A 14,676-nucleotide genomic window follows, 5' to 3' on the forward strand; every position below is an offset into this window, starting at 1 on the left:
CAGTAAAACTGTGAGAATCTGGTTTCATGCCTACCAGGTACAACCTGTAGATAAGAGTTTCACAAGATTGCAAAAGGTTTGTAGTGAGTGAAGAGCAGCCAAATCCTATCATCCTGAATGCAGAAGAACTTAGAGCAAGCATGCTCTTAAACATCTTTGCAGGGAACCCCCTCTACGGTCTAGACGAAGAATATGCTTTCTTCTACGATGAAACCAATAACATCCGCAAGTTCTGGATCAGGGATGACGGTTTCAACGAGCAGCCGAAGAACTTTGTCTTAGGTGGAATTGCCCACAAAAAATCCGAACCGTTAACCGGGCTTGATGAGTTGGTCAAATCGCTGCACATCCAAAAGTCCGCCAAGGAAATCAAGTTCAATCAGCTTGCTACGGGTAGCTATCTCGGCGTGCTGAACTCCAGGAAAATAAGGACGCTTTTGGAGTGGCTGAGTGCCAATGGGGTGTTCATCCACTACACAAACTTCAATATTCTCTATTGGTCACTGGTTGACATTGTGGATTCGCTCTGGGATGAGCCCGAGCTGCGCCAGTACATGCCGTATGTCATGCACATCAAGGGCGAACTCTTCAACCTTGCCAATGCGGATTTAGATCGGTTGGTGCCAATTTTAAAAAAATATCGATTTCCAAATGTTCAGCGAAATGCAAGTTTTTCGTTCATGACGGAATTTTCTGACCTTCTTGAATCAGTCTCCAAGAAGCCACAATCTGACATCAGCGAACTGGTTATATACATGGTTCGCAAAGCGGCAAACCTTCCAGAGTTACCCTTCATTGTGGACAACGAAGATGACGTGCTCATTGATAGCTTCGACAGTCTATTCCTGCGACCCTTGTACATTTACCCAACAAGCTCTCATACCTTTGACAACGAAACCGAGGTTCAGGAGGCGCTGGGGAACACTCAGATTGGATACAAGGGAAGGTTCGTAGAATATTCCTTCGTGGACTCCCGAGATTGCATAGAGATTCAATTGTCGGATGGCATCTGTGGATTGCTGGGTAGCCACTTCAATTTCTTGGAGGAGCATTCTGTTGAGGAGCTGATTGAGATTAAGAAAAACCTCAACCCTGTCCAACGCCAGACTCTCTCCTTGCTCCGCAAACTTATAGACATCTCCGACACTCAAAGCAATGGATTCATGTACCGAATCTCTCCGATGGATAGTGACTATAAGAATGACTACTTCTTGCATGACCGTACTTTGCCCGACCATCTGGTTTAACGTTGCCAGAGAGGCCAGATCTGCGCGCCTGCCTACCGTGCGACGATCAACTCTGACGCTTAGTTGTACTCTTTCTTAGTGCGCGATGGTCTGCAAGGGGTCACAACCGAACACTAATCTTCTGCATAAGTCGAAGCAAAAAGGGGGCCGAAGCCCCCAGGATCAGATCAGGCCACGCTCTGCAAACGACGTAGTGTCACTACCGGCGACAATGACATGATCCAGCGTGCGCACGTCCACCAGTGCCAGCGCCTCTTTGAGCCGCTTAGTGATGGCCTCATCGGCGCGGCTCGGCTCGGGATTTCCGCTGGGATGATTGTGCGAGAAGATCACCGCCGCCGCATTGAGCCTCAGGGCTTCCTTGACCACCTCGCGTGGATACACCGAAGCACTGTCGATGGTGCCCCTGAACATCTCGGTGTATTCGATCAAGCGATGCTGCGAGTCGAGGAACAGTACTGCGAAGACTTCGTGCTCGAAACCAGCCAGCTTGGCACACAGGTACTCTTTGACGAGTGCCGGTGAGGTGAAGGACATACCCCGCTGTATTTTCTGGTCGATGACCTGACGCGCGGCGCCAAGAATCTGATCTACCGACGCCGGCAGGTAGCGCCCTTGCGCGTCACGGACCAGCAGAGAGGAATCGAACGAGGAAAAGGACAGTTGTGTCATGATCGTGCTCCGGTTGCTCGGGCGGAATTGCCCGGAACCGGCGTCAGCACGGCGCAGCGCAAGCTGTCACAGGGTCATGAACGGCCATGGCCGCAAGCGTGCGAGCACGCGCAGCCCTTGACGGCGAGAACGCCGTGGTACGGTGAAGGGAACAGCAAGACCGCCCATACCCTACCCACTACACACTCTCGCCCTTGGCAAGCGGAGCGCGCAGACCCTCATGGGCCGGAGGTTTCAGGGATCAAAGCCGGATGGCCGCGATTCGGTACGAAGCGTGGGGCGTAGCCCGCGAGCCCGACGGCGTCACGCCGGGACACAAGAAATATCGTTAGCGGAAAGTCAAAATGATACTGATCTTCAACCGCAATCAATTCTCTTGATCTTCAGGATATGGAGCTTGGGGAATCGGCACCCAGCCATCACGAGTGATGCCAGCGCCGATGCGTATGTTCTGGCCTTCAGTTGCAGTCCAATGCCCACCCCGATGCAGTACAGCTCGAATCACCGATTTCCTCGGATGATCCTCGTCTGCTTTGGCGGAACTGCATATAGCATTCCAGTGGTGTTTGTCAGGCATTGCGTTCAGGCGTGGACCAAGAAGTTGATCCATAATCTCCGTCGAAACGTTGTGTCGTCCGCCATGATGAGGCACCTGAAAGTATCGAATACCTGGCAATGCGAGTCCAGCAACAGGCGCGTGGTCGATTACCTCTTGCAGCGCTTCACGCCCAGCATCGCCAGTAAGCAGGACGCTGTGGCCGTTTAGGATGGCCGTCTGCACCACACTCATTTCGTTTTCACGACTTGTCGGCTCTGGTGGAAAATACTCTTCCCCCCACAGGGACTTCATATAGGTGGTCGCGGCCTTCACAACCCGGAATATGCTGCTCAGCACGCTATCTGAAGCACTTTCCTCAACAGCTTCCGGTGTCTTTGCGGAATCCACAATCAGGTCGAAGTAGCGAGACAGTGTGGGCGCCATCACCACGAAGGGACCGATGCTCTGCCCCTGAAGAGGAGAATGGATTGGAATTCCCTTCTCCAGCGCAATGTCCTCAAGAATTGCCGTGGCATCATAGATGGATCGCAACTTTCGTCTCAGTGCTTCAGCTGATTCATAGTTCTCGAATCGAACAATCAACTGGTCCGCGTATATCCACGGCCTGTTGATCCAAAGATTTCTGACCGTGCATTGCTCTAGGACTTTTCGCAGCCCATTGGCATGATCGCGGTCTGGATGCGTGAGGATCACATGGTCGATGACAGTTGTTCCGTAATAGGTTTTCAGGTGCTCGACAATCTGATCTCCCGTATCCAGATATCCACCGTCAACGACGTGCACACCCTCAGTGCCATTCACCGAATAACGCAGCGTGATCGCATCCCCGCTTTTCGCGGTTTCGACGCCAAGAAAATCAATCTCGAAGTAGTCAGCCATACGTTCCTCCCGTTTTATGCCAACAAAGTGCCGGCAACTTTGTTCCTACCAGCGATCCACCGCACACCTGAGTCCTGTCGGAGTCCATATCAACGATACGGCGGGAAGACCACCAGCATCCTCGGCGATGCTGCGCAATGTATTTCGGTCGATGCCCGAATGTGCACCGCCTTTCGGGTGACTGTGCCACGTTCCGATGAAGGCTAGATATCCCAAAGAGGCCTCGTTCGCAGCGCGCAAACTCTGAACAAGCCCATTGGTTCCGAGGATGAAACGGGCGGCCTCTCGAACGCTGTCCGGCGGTGTCTCAACAAGGCCGGCAATGATGATGGTTCGATCTTCAAACGAGATGCGACCGACCAAGGCGCCGCCTGTTTCTAGAGCGCCCCAGCGCAGCGCATCAGCATGAATCGCTTGCTCGACCGGGTACAGAATCCTAATGCTCCAGCCACCGTCGTCTGCCACATCAAGCACAGTGGTCGAACCAAGGCTTGTGCGGGACCATGCCATGCCGAGGCCTTCCGCATCCGAGAACCCGGCGCAAAGCGTCGCTTCCTCCGGAAGCCCATCAACGAGCCAGCGTTCCAGTTGCAGCCCAGCCAGTGACGCAGACCGCGAAACAACGGCATCAGACATTGGCATCGTCAGTGAACGGCAGTTGTCACCCACAAAAATGCGCGTCGGCTCAGACGTATCACCAGCAATCGACGCACGCAATTCCGGCGTAAATCGGCAGCACTCGAACAAGAATGCAGTGAGGTCGTCAACCCGACCGGCGCGGCCAGATCCTTCGAGCAGAACCGCGACACAGCGACCCTGACCATACATCGCGACCCGTACCAGTCGGGCAGGGGATTGATCCAATGCTGCCGATTGTGTTCCAGCGGCCAGCACCTGAAGCGAAGCCGTTGTGTCCACGATGAGCGACGCATCCTGCGGGACCGTTGTGGCGAACTGTTCAGGATCGACCAGTAGGGTCACTGCGTCAGCGTCGAACGCGCGCGATTGAAGATGCGACAGCTCCTCAAAGGCCGTCTTCATCAGCGTCGACTTCCGAGGTGGAACCAGCATCGGTCCCCGCTCAATGAGCGCATGCCGCGCCGCATTGTGAGGCGACATAGACTCGTTATCGACGAAAGTCATCGAACCGAAGCCCGCTCGCCCCAGTTGCATCGCGATTTTCGATCCCAAACTTCCGCAGCCGAGCATGACCAGCGGCTGCGATGTGGCTGCTGCTGGAATGCCGGACGCCCTTGCCAGCAGCTCGGGAGACAACGCATGCGCGTGAAAGGCTGAATGAACCGTGGCGTTTCGCTCCAGGAGTGATCGCGCGTTGAGTTCATAGCGCACAATGTAGGGCAATACTTCGACGCTTCTCCCTGGTGAGCCCACAAGCGACACTGGCCTTTGCACAGTCAGAATAACAATCGCGTACAAGCCATACACCCAGCCACGCGAGTCCTGCTGCATATCCAGGATCGAACGTCCGTAGTAGCCATCCAGGCTTTGGGCCAAAGCGTCACGATCTATGCCCAGTTCCACTGCTCTATCGAGCAGCGTCGCGAGATCGACAACCGTCTCCGGTTGATAGCGCCCGACCACATACGGGTGATTGCCGGTCATTGGCGCCCGCGCGATGAAGGCTGCGGCATGGCCATTCCCCCACTTCCCCAACTTGTCGTTGTGAACATCCTGCGAGAAAACAGTATCGAATTGCGCGGTCAGTTCGGTATTGATGATGGCGTACATACCGCCATCGATCGTCACATAGCGTGCGGGAACTACCAGAATCGTGCCGTCAACGGGAGCGTTGGCCGCGACCTTCTCGGCACTGAATATGACGGTGGAAGGACAACTGTCTCGGCGCGTCGGCTCCCACCCATGCTCCAAATCCAGCAATGTTCCGGCTGCGGCCTTGTGCAGCCAATCGATCAACTGGTCGACAATGGCGTCCAGACCAAACCGATGCAGTAACTCGTCCAACGACCCCTCGAACAGGCACGGCGAGACCAACTCGCCTTCCTGATGGGGGTTGATGTGCGGCAAGTTGAGCGGGAAGTCTGCACGCAAGAAGGGCTTGGGGGCGAATAGGGGCCAGTCATTATCGAATACCAGAACGCATGTCTCGACGGCACGTACGCCAGTTTGGGAGACGCCGTTACGCCGAGACCTGCTTGGCAGTTGAACGGCAACATCGACCTCTATCTGTGTCGATACACCGCTTGCCTTTGGCTCGCCAACGCGGATCAAGCCACGATGACGTTGAAGTTGATGCAGTGCGTCTGCGATGGCGTCTGTCATGATGACCCGTGCGGCATGGGAGTGCGCGCGGAGGTGATCACGGCGGCAGCCTTTGATCCTGCTTCCTTCTTCGATGGAGGCTGCACCCCCTGAGCGGTGACGGTGAAAACGAGAGGCTCCACGGATTTTTCGCTCGGGTACTCGCCGGTGCAGTAGAACTCGCCTTTTACCTCGTCCACGATTGCCACGTACTCACGCTTTGCGCGGATGCAGGGCGGATCGCTGTCGTCATCTTTAATCGGTTTGCTACTGGTGACGATGACAGCGCCGTCACGGGTCTGCGAAAGCGCACTGCGGGCATCGGTATCGAGCTTGGCCTTTTCGCGGAGGGTAGACCAACTGTCTTCGGACAGTGAACGCCAAGAGCAGTGATGTGGTGCCTGCATGATGTCGTACTCAAGCGCATCGGCTTCGGCCTTGTGGCGCTGCCACTGGCGGTTCCAGATAAATACCTCAGCATCGCCACCAGTAAGGAACTTCGCGCCATCTGGCGTCTGTGCATCAGCGGCCAATGTGATGTTCAGGATCACACTGGACTGGTTCTTGACCAGGCACTCTTCGTCGTCGTCCTGGGCATCCAGAGGCGCCAGAAGGAACGCGGAGAAGAATGCGGAACTCTTTCCATTGATCGTCGAGAAGCGCGTGTCCACCTTCCGTAAAATCGAGGTGAGATCATCAGTTTTTCCGTCGATGTCCTCGCCCATGATCTGAATGCGATCACCGTTTGCAACGGCGAAGTTCTGGTCGCGGTTCAGTTGTACACGTCGACGTGCCTCCGTGTTGAATGCTTTAGCGTCGTCACTCAAGGTGTGCGTCTTGCTGGCGCGTCGAAACACAATCGGGGACGACCACATCTCGCGGATCACGATCTTCTTGTCCTTGTCGTCCTTCTTGTCATCCGGGTACTTGTCCAACGATCCTAGGTAGAAATGCCGCGCCAAACCACGGCAATGATCCTGGTCCGGGTGGCTCAACAGGAAGGCATCGACATACGGCCTGCCGTTCTCATCCTTCTTCAGCCGTTCGCGCAAGTCCTTGGCAACATCGCGCACGTCCTTATCGGGGTCGTCGGCGTCTTGTCGGATGTTGATGTCGATCAGCAGCGTCGTCGCGTCGAGATCGCCGAATTTGATGAGGGTCATGTCCCCGTTGTCGACGGGGAAAAACGTGATGGTTGTAGGCATACAGGTCTCCGGGTGGACGGCCGAAAAGTAATCGAGTATAATTATTATACGGATATTTTTTATACCCGTCTACTTTATAGGCGTAACGATGCGAGAAACCCCTATCACTACTGTCGAACCAACTGAGCCCAAGGGACTAAGCTGGGGGTTGGAGAGTAGGCTTCAATTTATTGATTTCCGTCTGCGCTGGGAGCGGCGCATTAACCGCATGGACCTCACCGAGCACTTCGGCATATCGGTTCCCCAAGCATCACTGGATATTGCCAAGTACACTGAGTTGGCACCGAGCAACCTGACTTACGACCGCAGTTCCAAGACTTACACGGCATCACCGAGTTTTTGCCCGCTTTACCAACGAAGTTCGGGCCAACGCTATCTAGCGGAGTTGCTGGCGACGAAAATGGGAGTTGTCGAGCCGGCGGCCAGCTTCATCGGCTCCGCGCCGGAGACAGATTGGGCTCCTTCCCCCTGGCGCACGATCAATGAGCAGACCGTCGAAGCAGTAGTCCGGGCAATCCGGCAGCAGGAAGCGATTCGGGTGAGCTACCAGTCCATGACGTCCTTGGACGAATCGATTCGCCTGCTGTCCCCTCACGCGCTTGGCAACGACGGTTTTCGCTGGCACGTGCGCGCGTTTTGCCACAAACGCCAGCGCTTTAGTGATTTTGTCCTAGCTCGAATCTTGCGCATCGACGGTTTCGAGGCAAGCCAAGTGGACTTCAGCCAGGATGCGCATTGGCATACTGTACTGACGCTTGTCCTTGCGCCGCACCCCGATTTGCCGACAGCCAAGAGGCGAGTCTTGGAATTGGATTACGGCATGGAAGATGGCGAGGTCAAACTTCCGTGCCGCCAAGCATTTCTGTACTACACATTGAGGCGTTTGGGCTTGCACACCAAGGAAGCTCCTGACCCTCTCACGCAACAGATCACGCTGAAAAACCGAAATGAAATTCAACCCTACATTGATGGATTGACAACGCAGGCCTGACTCTTCATGACAACAATTTTCGAACTGGTCAAAGACCCCTATGAGCGTAAAGCGCGCGTTACCCCAGGACTTCTTGTGGCCTTGCCATTGTTAGTCCCCTTACTGTGCGTCTATGGAGCTAAGCATCCTGTGCTTACAGGTGTGGTTGGCCTGCTCGGCGGCTGCGGTGCTATTTATGCCCTTGCAAGTGTTGCTCGTGGGCGCGGGAAAAAACTTGAAGAGATGCTGGTTGCAAAATGGGGCGGCATGCCAACAACCATCGCGTTACGTCATCGTGATAGGTTTCTTGATAGTGTCAGCAAACAACGTTACCACACTGCAATTACGGAGAAGCTCGGTATTGCTATGCCGACAGCAGAAGAAGAATCAGCAAACCCTGACAAGGCGGATGATATCTATATTGGTGCAACCAGGCGGCTTCGTGAGCTGACGCGCTCTAATAAAAAGCTCTTGCTAAAAGAGAACATTGCCTATGGATTTCACCGCAATATGCTGGCGATGAAACCGGTTGGCATCGTATCGTGCCTTTTGGGTATCGCCTACGGATTAGTGATTGCAAAAGTTCTGCAGGTAATACCGCCCCATTTTGTCCCGGCACATCTTGCAGAGCCGGGGCTTGCCGCAGGCTTGACGTTGCTTACTTCTATGGCGTTACTTGCTGGCTGGCTATTGTATTTCGATAAGAGCGCAGTTAGGCGAATGGGGTTCGTTTATGCAGAACGCCTGTTTGAGTGCTTGCCGATTTTGCCTTCTTCAGCACCATTGGAATGGGTCTCAACACCAACTAGAGACTGAGGTTCGAGTCAATCTCCAGACAAGCCATTTGGCTCGACTCGAGCTTTAGCTTGCAGAATTATTTGGTTCGGTACGGGACGTTTCCTCGTAGCGGGCCGCAGCGTGATTATGTCTGAGATCCGAAACTACGGCGATCAATCTATTGACCGGCTCGGCCAATCGCTTCGGTAGTACACGGTGCTCGGAAAAGATTTTTTCATTGGCGATCCATCGCTTCGCAACCCAGACATCGTCTTCGGGGTGATTATTGTCAACACCGTTGCAATACTTATAGCCAACAAGGGCATCGGTATGCGATAGCAGGATACGCGCCATGGTCATGTGGAAACGGTGCGCCTGAAGATCTGCTGGCCCCTTGGGGCGAGGAAGGGTCAAGCGGAGACATTTCTGATCATTAAAGTCCTTCCAATCAGGACCGACGACCTGCCCGGCACGCTCCAGCATCTTGCGGGCCTGGTCGTTCTTACCGTTGACTATCGCCACAGCAACCGTCCCTTTCGGATACTCCAGCTTTTCGGCCAGGAGATTCATCCAGCTCACCAGCTTGTTCAGCGTTTTATCGTCGGCAAACACGAGGAACTGATGGCGCTGATCGTCGTCGAGAAACGCCGGCAATTGCGCATAGAGTGGGTATAGCAAGTCATGGATATAGATGTAGGTCTGTCGTCGCCCTTGTTCATGGTTACGGGTGGTTGCCGTCAACACTTTCTGTGCCCATTTCGGAGTAAGTTCGGGCAGGGTCATTTCGGTGATATCGATGGAGATGAGTGGGAAGCCGAGAGACTTTCCGATCAGCGCCTTCCGACCGTCAAAGGCGTGGCCAAGTTCGATTTCAACACCGCCAAGCACCATCGGTTCAGCCTGGACCGGCGGTCCAAGCACAGCCACATCGAGCCGGAACTTGCTGCCGAAAGGCGTCTCTAGAGGATGCTCAGTTGCCACTCGGTCGGCGCCAAGCAGCAAGTTCCCCTCCAGCGGATAATCCGATGAATCCAAATCGCTGAACGACCAGGGCATTGCAAGCCCAGCACGCAAGCGCCTTGAGAGCTCGTCCGCGACAAGTTCTTTCGCCCGCCGGTGTTCAGGGCTTTCCTGAATAGCACTCCATCGGTTAGCTTCTTCATCGTCGAAGTGAGCTTTAGGCTTAAAGGTGTGCTGAGTAGGCAGTACTCGAAAATGGGATCGTCGGCGCAATTTGCCATTTTCAAAGGAAGGACTGACCCACGTCACCATTTGCCGCGATCCATCGGAAGAGACCAATGGCCAAAGCTTGCGCGCATGTTCCCGGCTACGGACGTCACGTGCCGCAATCGTGGTCTGGAAAAGCCCTTTCCGGGAAAAAACAACAATCGCCTCGTCCATTGGCTCCCCCTTTACGCAGGCACAGCAGCAAGCCTCGTGACGCCATCCAGCTTGCGGTGAATCAGTGACACCAGCGTCAGGATGTCCAGGGCGTCTTGTTCGGACATCGGCCAATTCGTCTTCGCAGCATGGGCAAGCGGATTGCGTACCGCTCCAAACAGACCGACCAGCAGGTTTGCAAAACCTTTCTGTTCGCTCTTTTCGGACTCCGAGGTAAGTGTCTTTAAGGCAAGAACGGGTTGTTGGCCCGCAAAAGCCTTATTCACAAGGTCAGCACCATCGCCGCTCAGGCCTGAGAGCTGGCGAATCCGCTCGGCGACGCCCTTGGTTGCTTCAAAGACTGCGTGAAAATAGTTCTCTTCCATTAGCTCCGCACGACAGTAGTTCAGGACTTCTGCATGCACAGTCCGACTTTCCAGCGCCGCCTTGAGGCGCCCGGCTCGGGCTCGGGCCTCATCCAGCGTATTGGCCTTATCGGCATATCCAACTTTGCCGTCTTCACGCACGTAGAAACCCGAAAAGGCCAAGACAACATTGAGTTCATCTCGGCGCCACGCGAATGCTCCAGGATTACTGGCATAGCTCACCGGATTCATCGCGCGATTGATGAACATGATGAGATGGTTACCAACCTTATGCTGGTTCTGCGCGCCAGCCAACGCATTGAACAGCCGTTTCCACTTGGTCATGTCTGGGGATGAGTCGGCTACTTGGACCTCTTGTAACAACCGCCCGATCTGCGTGCCAGTCAGACCTTGTGCGGTGTCGGCAAGGACGCGGCAGGCAGCTTCCAGGTGCTGGGAGCTGAACGGGGCAATTTGTGAAGCCACTATCTGTACCTCCGTCGCACATTCATCAGATAATGGCCTGCAAACCCTTGTCGGCGATGACGTTAAGTAGCTTGAGCGCCGGGCCTGCTGGGTGCGTTTCACCCTGTTCCCACTTGCGTACCGTCGAAGCCGTAGTGTGCAGGTGATGGGCGAACACTGGCTGACTGAAATGCAACGCTTCACGCAGACGCTTGATGTCGTCCGCGCTGAACTCGCGCACCGGCGGTGGGCAGATCGCGTCGAATTCACGCATCGTCACTTTGCTGATCGCGCCAGCGTCTTGCAATGCAGCCAGATCACCGCGCAAGGATTCAATGATTTTACTTGTCACAACATACCTCCAATAGAACACCAGCCTGCAATGCCTTCACCAATTCCTTAGCCGACAGCTCTAGAAATACCTTGCCGGCATATTGCAGCGCTTTTTTCTCTTCCCGCGTGATGTTCGACTTGTCGCTTTTCGGGAACCCGTGCAGGAATACATAACGGCGGCCAACACGGGCCGATAACAAGGTGCGGTAGCCACCGCTCTTACCCGCACCAGGGCGAGCTACCCGCTTCTTATAAAGGTGGCCGCCCAAGTCGGCATCAATTAGCCCGTTCTCCATTTCCTGGACCGCCTTGCACAGGGCCGTATCGGACAGTTTCTCGCCCGCTTGCCACCGCGCAAAATCCTTTCGCTTCAAGACATTCATACACATCCACCCCAATAACTATACCCGTAACGGGCATGATTGTCTATCCCTCGCAGGAGCCCCCAATGGTCGCCCACGATCAATAGTCGCACCGCTATTGCGACTATTGAGCGGCAAACCTGTACACCGACCCTGCTCATACTGAGGCTCCCTTGACACGCGGAGCCCCTATAATTGTCTTACGCCGGTTCGCTACGAGTTCGGCCGCCTCACGAACCGGATCATCCTCGGTATGGATGTAGCGCATAAACATGGTCACAGTCTTGTGCGCTGTCAGTACCATACCGACTTTGACTGGAATACCCGAGTTGGCGATGTCTGTGGCCGAGCGATGTCGGATGCCATGCGTGCCGACGTGAGTGACGCCAGCCGCCTTGAGTGTACGGGTCCAGCCGCCGTAATACTCCCCATAGGTCAAGTGGGTGAGCGGGTTACGCGGCGATGGCAGCACATAACGTCCGCCTTCCTGTCGAGGTGCCGTGGAAAGCAGTCGATAGGCTTCCTCGCTCATGGGTTTTGACATACCACCGGTCTTGCTGTCGGGCCAGACCACCCGGCGGTTCTCCAGGTCAATCCATTCCCATTCAAGCAGCACTATTTCAGAACGCCGGGCAGCGAACTCGAATTGCAGACGAATTGCCAGCGGGATGACATAAGGCACTAAGCGTTCAGCCTCAACTTGGTCGAGGTGCTTGAATAGCTTGGCCATCTCTCCGTCAGTAATGAGCCGGGTTGTCTTGCCACCGGTGTACAGCGGAATGTGTCGGCACGGGTTCGAGCCATCCGGGCGGTACCCCCAAATCTCAGCAAGGTTGAACATCTTACGCAGGACGGACAGAGCTTTATTGGCCTCGCCTGGCTTATAATCGAGCTTCTTCATCATTGTCGCCACGTCGGCACGTTTCACATCCTTTACCTTGAAACGACCCAGGATTGGGATGATGTTGCGGTCAATATTGCCTTGGTAGCCCCTCTGAGTACTGGGTTTGTTGCGGTGCCTGGAGTAGTCCTCCATGAACTTCACGCACAGTTCCTTGACGGTGGGCGCTTTGCGCGCTTCCGCCTTGGCAGCTCCTGGATCGCCACCCCGGCGAACATCAGCCAACCAACTCTGCGCCAATGAGCGAGCCTGATCGACCGTCAGTTCTCCATACAGACCCAATGCGGGCTTGCGCCGCTCACCGGCGTTTGTCCGGTACTGGAGCATGAAGACTTTGCGACCGGCAGGCGTGATCTTGCAGAGGAAGCCGGGGACGAGGGTATCACGCAGCTCAACGGGCTGCGTCTGAGGTTTTGCCGCATCGACTGCGGACTTGGTGAGCTTGATCTTAGCCATAGCTGACTCCTTGGAAAGACCCGTTTCCAGGAGCCTGTTAGGAGCCAAGCGGATGGAAGCCGGGTCAAGTTTCGGAAAGCACCGGCATATGATGAATTAGCCTAAGTTATTGATAAACCTGCTGTAGCGAGCTTAGGCGTAGTCCAGCGAAGTACGGTGCTGGAGTCATGGTGAAATAAAAAAGCCTCACGACTCGACTGCCACACCTCTTCTCGTCCACTGTATTGTAAGGAATCAAGCATATACGTTTTTCTTTGGGCCAACACATAGAGTGGCATCATTACGTTTTCAACCGTAAAGGGCTGATATCCTTCTAAAAAGGCATTGACTAAAAACTGGGAACGGTTGACGCCTTGAGCCGACATGGCAATGGTTTTAGTGTGGTTATAGGTGAACGCAAATGCACCGCTCTTGTCGTACAGTGGTTTTAATAATTGCTGAATGTAATCATCTGACCATCGTTCACCTGTCGGTAAAACAAGAAGAGATTGGCCTTTAGGTGAGAATACGTTTAATTCATCGTCAAAGTCATGCAGTGCAATGTCAATTTTTTGCTGTACATCGCTATCTTGTGAATTCTCTTTTAAATTCGTGATAGCGACGACAAAAATAAGAAAGCATGTCCAAAATGCAAACGCTTTAAGCTTTGCGAACAATGAACTCACCCCTTAAAGCCGAAAGCAATAACAATGGCAACAAACAACAATATAGAGGAAGCAAAAATAGCGACAGCAATATTGCCTTTTTTTAGTTCTGTTTCAATGTCTATTTCTTTTAGTAACTTTTTATCTACCCAAAATAAGGCATAAACGCTGACCACAATCGCGATGATTGAATAGCTAAGATTAATAATTAAGTTAATCAACGAAGCTGAAAAGAACTCTAATTCCATTGTGTACCTATAACTGTTTTGATTGTAAGAAAAAGCGGCAAACACTATTCCATACCTAGGTCTATTACACAATCAGTAGTGTCAAAGTGTTTGATTTTACTAATGGCACCTTCGTGTTCAGTAGGAACGAATAAATGAACATGATTCGTGATGATGACATAGGCATGAAGATGACAGTCAGCTTTGGACAGTGACTCATTAATATCACTGAGAATACTTGCCATATATGCAGAGGCTGATTGGGTAACACCAGACGGGGAAGTCTAGCCATATCGTTACATACTTGTAGTGAGAAAAATCTTGTTTCGTTAGTACATCAGATTAAGGAGTCTGAGTAAATCAAGTTCAAGGGGTCAGCATACCAATCGAGTCTGACCCTATTGGTCTCATTTTCTACCTATAACTGTTTTGATTGTAAGAAAAAGCGGCAAACACTATTCCATACCTAGGGCTATTACACAATCAGTAGTGTCAAAGTGTTTGATTTTACTAATGGCACCCTCGTGTTCAGTTGAAACTAATAAATGAACATGATTCGTCATGATGAAATAGGCATGAAGATGACAGTCAGCTTTGGACGGTGACTCATTAATATCACTGAGAATACGCGGCATATCCTCTTCATTTTCATATATATCTTGACGGTTATTACCTCTATGCATGATATGCAGAGGCTGATTGGGTAACACCAAACTGGGAAGTCTAGCCATATCGTTACATCCTTGTAGCGAGAAGATTATTGTTACGCTATTACATCAGATTAAGAAGCTAGGGTAAATCAAGTTGGCTGCCCCTGACCAATCCCCACGAAAGGCATATTAAAAACAATGAGTTAAAATCAAAAAAAGGAACTCTCATGATATTTAACGATCGGATCAGTTACCACACTTATCAAATCAGGAAATACCATGAGAGCCCAGACTATTCTGAATA

The 14,676-nt window shown here is 53.1% G+C and carries 15 protein-coding genes; 3 read left to right on the top strand and 12 right to left on the bottom strand.

Annotation, left to right across the window (positions count from 1 at the left end):
- Positions 1-83 precede the first annotated feature (83 nt).
- Positions 84-1,247: a DUF3800 domain-containing protein gene (locus AC13DA_RS00525; protein WP_008294912.1), complete on the top strand. Its 1,164-nt coding sequence runs from the start codon at positions 84-86 to the stop codon at positions 1,245-1,247.
- Between the two features lie 162 nt (positions 1,248-1,409).
- Here the strand turns inward: AC13DA_RS00525 and radC are convergent, their stop codons facing one another.
- From radC to AC13DA_RS00545, 4 genes are all read right to left on the bottom strand, one after another.
- Positions 1,410-1,919 (bottom strand): RadC family protein, encoded by a 510-nt coding sequence (gene radC, locus AC13DA_RS00530; protein WP_008294911.1) that lies wholly within the window; start codon positions 1,917-1,919, stop codon positions 1,410-1,412.
- A 367-nt stretch (positions 1,920-2,286) separates the two neighbouring features.
- Complete coding sequence (locus AC13DA_RS00535; RefSeq protein ID WP_008294910.1) at positions 2,287-3,357, bottom strand: ComEC/Rec2 family competence protein; 1,071 nt, start codon at positions 3,355-3,357, stop codon at positions 2,287-2,289.
- 45 nt (positions 3,358-3,402) lie between these two features.
- The gene (locus AC13DA_RS00540) at positions 3,403-5,658 is read right to left on the bottom strand and encodes a Mov34/MPN/PAD-1 family protein (RefSeq protein ID WP_008294909.1); all 2,256 of its coding nucleotides are present in this window, start codon (positions 5,656-5,658) and stop codon (positions 3,403-3,405) included.
- Positions 5,655-6,842, bottom strand: coding sequence for a ComEC/Rec2 family competence protein (locus AC13DA_RS00545; protein WP_008294908.1), 1,188 nt, complete (start codon positions 6,840-6,842; stop codon positions 5,655-5,657). The genes AC13DA_RS00540 and AC13DA_RS00545 overlap by 4 nt, the downstream gene beginning before the upstream one ends.
- A gap of 88 nt (positions 6,843-6,930) precedes the next feature.
- Here AC13DA_RS00545 and AC13DA_RS00550 point away from each other — a divergent pair, with 88 nt between their 5' ends.
- Entirely contained in the window at positions 6,931-7,833 is a 903-nt protein-coding gene (locus tag AC13DA_RS00550) for a BrxR family helix-turn-helix transcriptional regulator (protein ID WP_008294906.1), read from the top strand.
- A 6-nt stretch (positions 7,834-7,839) separates the two neighbouring features.
- On the top strand, positions 7,840-8,628 hold the full coding sequence (locus AC13DA_RS00555) for a hypothetical protein (RefSeq protein WP_008294905.1): 789 nt from the start codon (positions 7,840-7,842) through the stop codon (positions 8,626-8,628).
- Between the two features lie 45 nt (positions 8,629-8,673).
- On the opposite strand, the gene AC13DA_RS00560 is transcribed toward AC13DA_RS00555, so the two are convergent.
- The 8 genes from AC13DA_RS00560 to AC13DA_RS00595 all read right to left on the bottom strand — a co-directional run bounded on the left by AC13DA_RS00560 (position 8,674) and on the right by AC13DA_RS00595 (position 14,453).
- A complete protein-coding gene (locus AC13DA_RS00560; protein WP_023660034.1) occupies positions 8,674-9,990 on the bottom strand; it encodes a hypothetical protein in 1,317 nt (438 codons plus the stop codon).
- Between the two features lie 11 nt (positions 9,991-10,001).
- Positions 10,002-10,820, bottom strand: coding sequence for a TIGR02391 family protein (locus tag AC13DA_RS00565; RefSeq protein WP_023660035.1), 819 nt, complete (start codon positions 10,818-10,820; stop codon positions 10,002-10,004).
- A 25-nt stretch (positions 10,821-10,845) separates the two neighbouring features.
- Positions 10,846-11,151 carry a helix-turn-helix domain-containing protein gene (locus AC13DA_RS00570; protein ID WP_008294902.1) on the bottom strand — a complete coding sequence of 102 codons (306 nt, stop codon included), beginning with the start codon at positions 11,149-11,151 and terminating at the stop codon, positions 10,846-10,848.
- Entirely contained in the window at positions 11,141-11,515 is a 375-nt protein-coding gene (locus tag AC13DA_RS00575) for a type II toxin-antitoxin system RelE/ParE family toxin (RefSeq protein ID WP_008294901.1), read from the bottom strand. The genes AC13DA_RS00570 and AC13DA_RS00575 overlap by 11 nt, the downstream gene beginning before the upstream one ends.
- Positions 11,516-11,651: 136 nt before the next feature.
- The gene (locus tag AC13DA_RS00580; protein WP_008294900.1) at positions 11,652-12,851 is read right to left on the bottom strand and encodes a tyrosine-type recombinase/integrase; all 1,200 of its coding nucleotides are present in this window, start codon (positions 12,849-12,851) and stop codon (positions 11,652-11,654) included.
- 101 nt (positions 12,852-12,952) lie between these two features.
- A complete protein-coding gene (locus AC13DA_RS00585) occupies positions 12,953-13,507 on the bottom strand; it encodes a hypothetical protein (RefSeq protein WP_482945776.1) in 555 nt (184 codons plus the stop codon).
- Positions 13,508-13,512: 5 nt separating this feature from the next.
- A complete protein-coding gene (locus tag AC13DA_RS00590; RefSeq protein WP_007144778.1) occupies positions 13,513-13,743 on the bottom strand; it encodes a DUF350 domain-containing protein in 231 nt (76 codons plus the stop codon).
- 434 nt (positions 13,744-14,177) lie between these two features.
- Positions 14,178-14,453, bottom strand: coding sequence for a transposase (locus AC13DA_RS00595; protein ID WP_284451594.1), 276 nt, complete (start codon positions 14,451-14,453; stop codon positions 14,178-14,180).
- Positions 14,454-14,676 lie beyond the last annotated feature (223 nt).

It is taken from the genome of Methylophaga sp. F-2, from assembly GCF_056859315.1.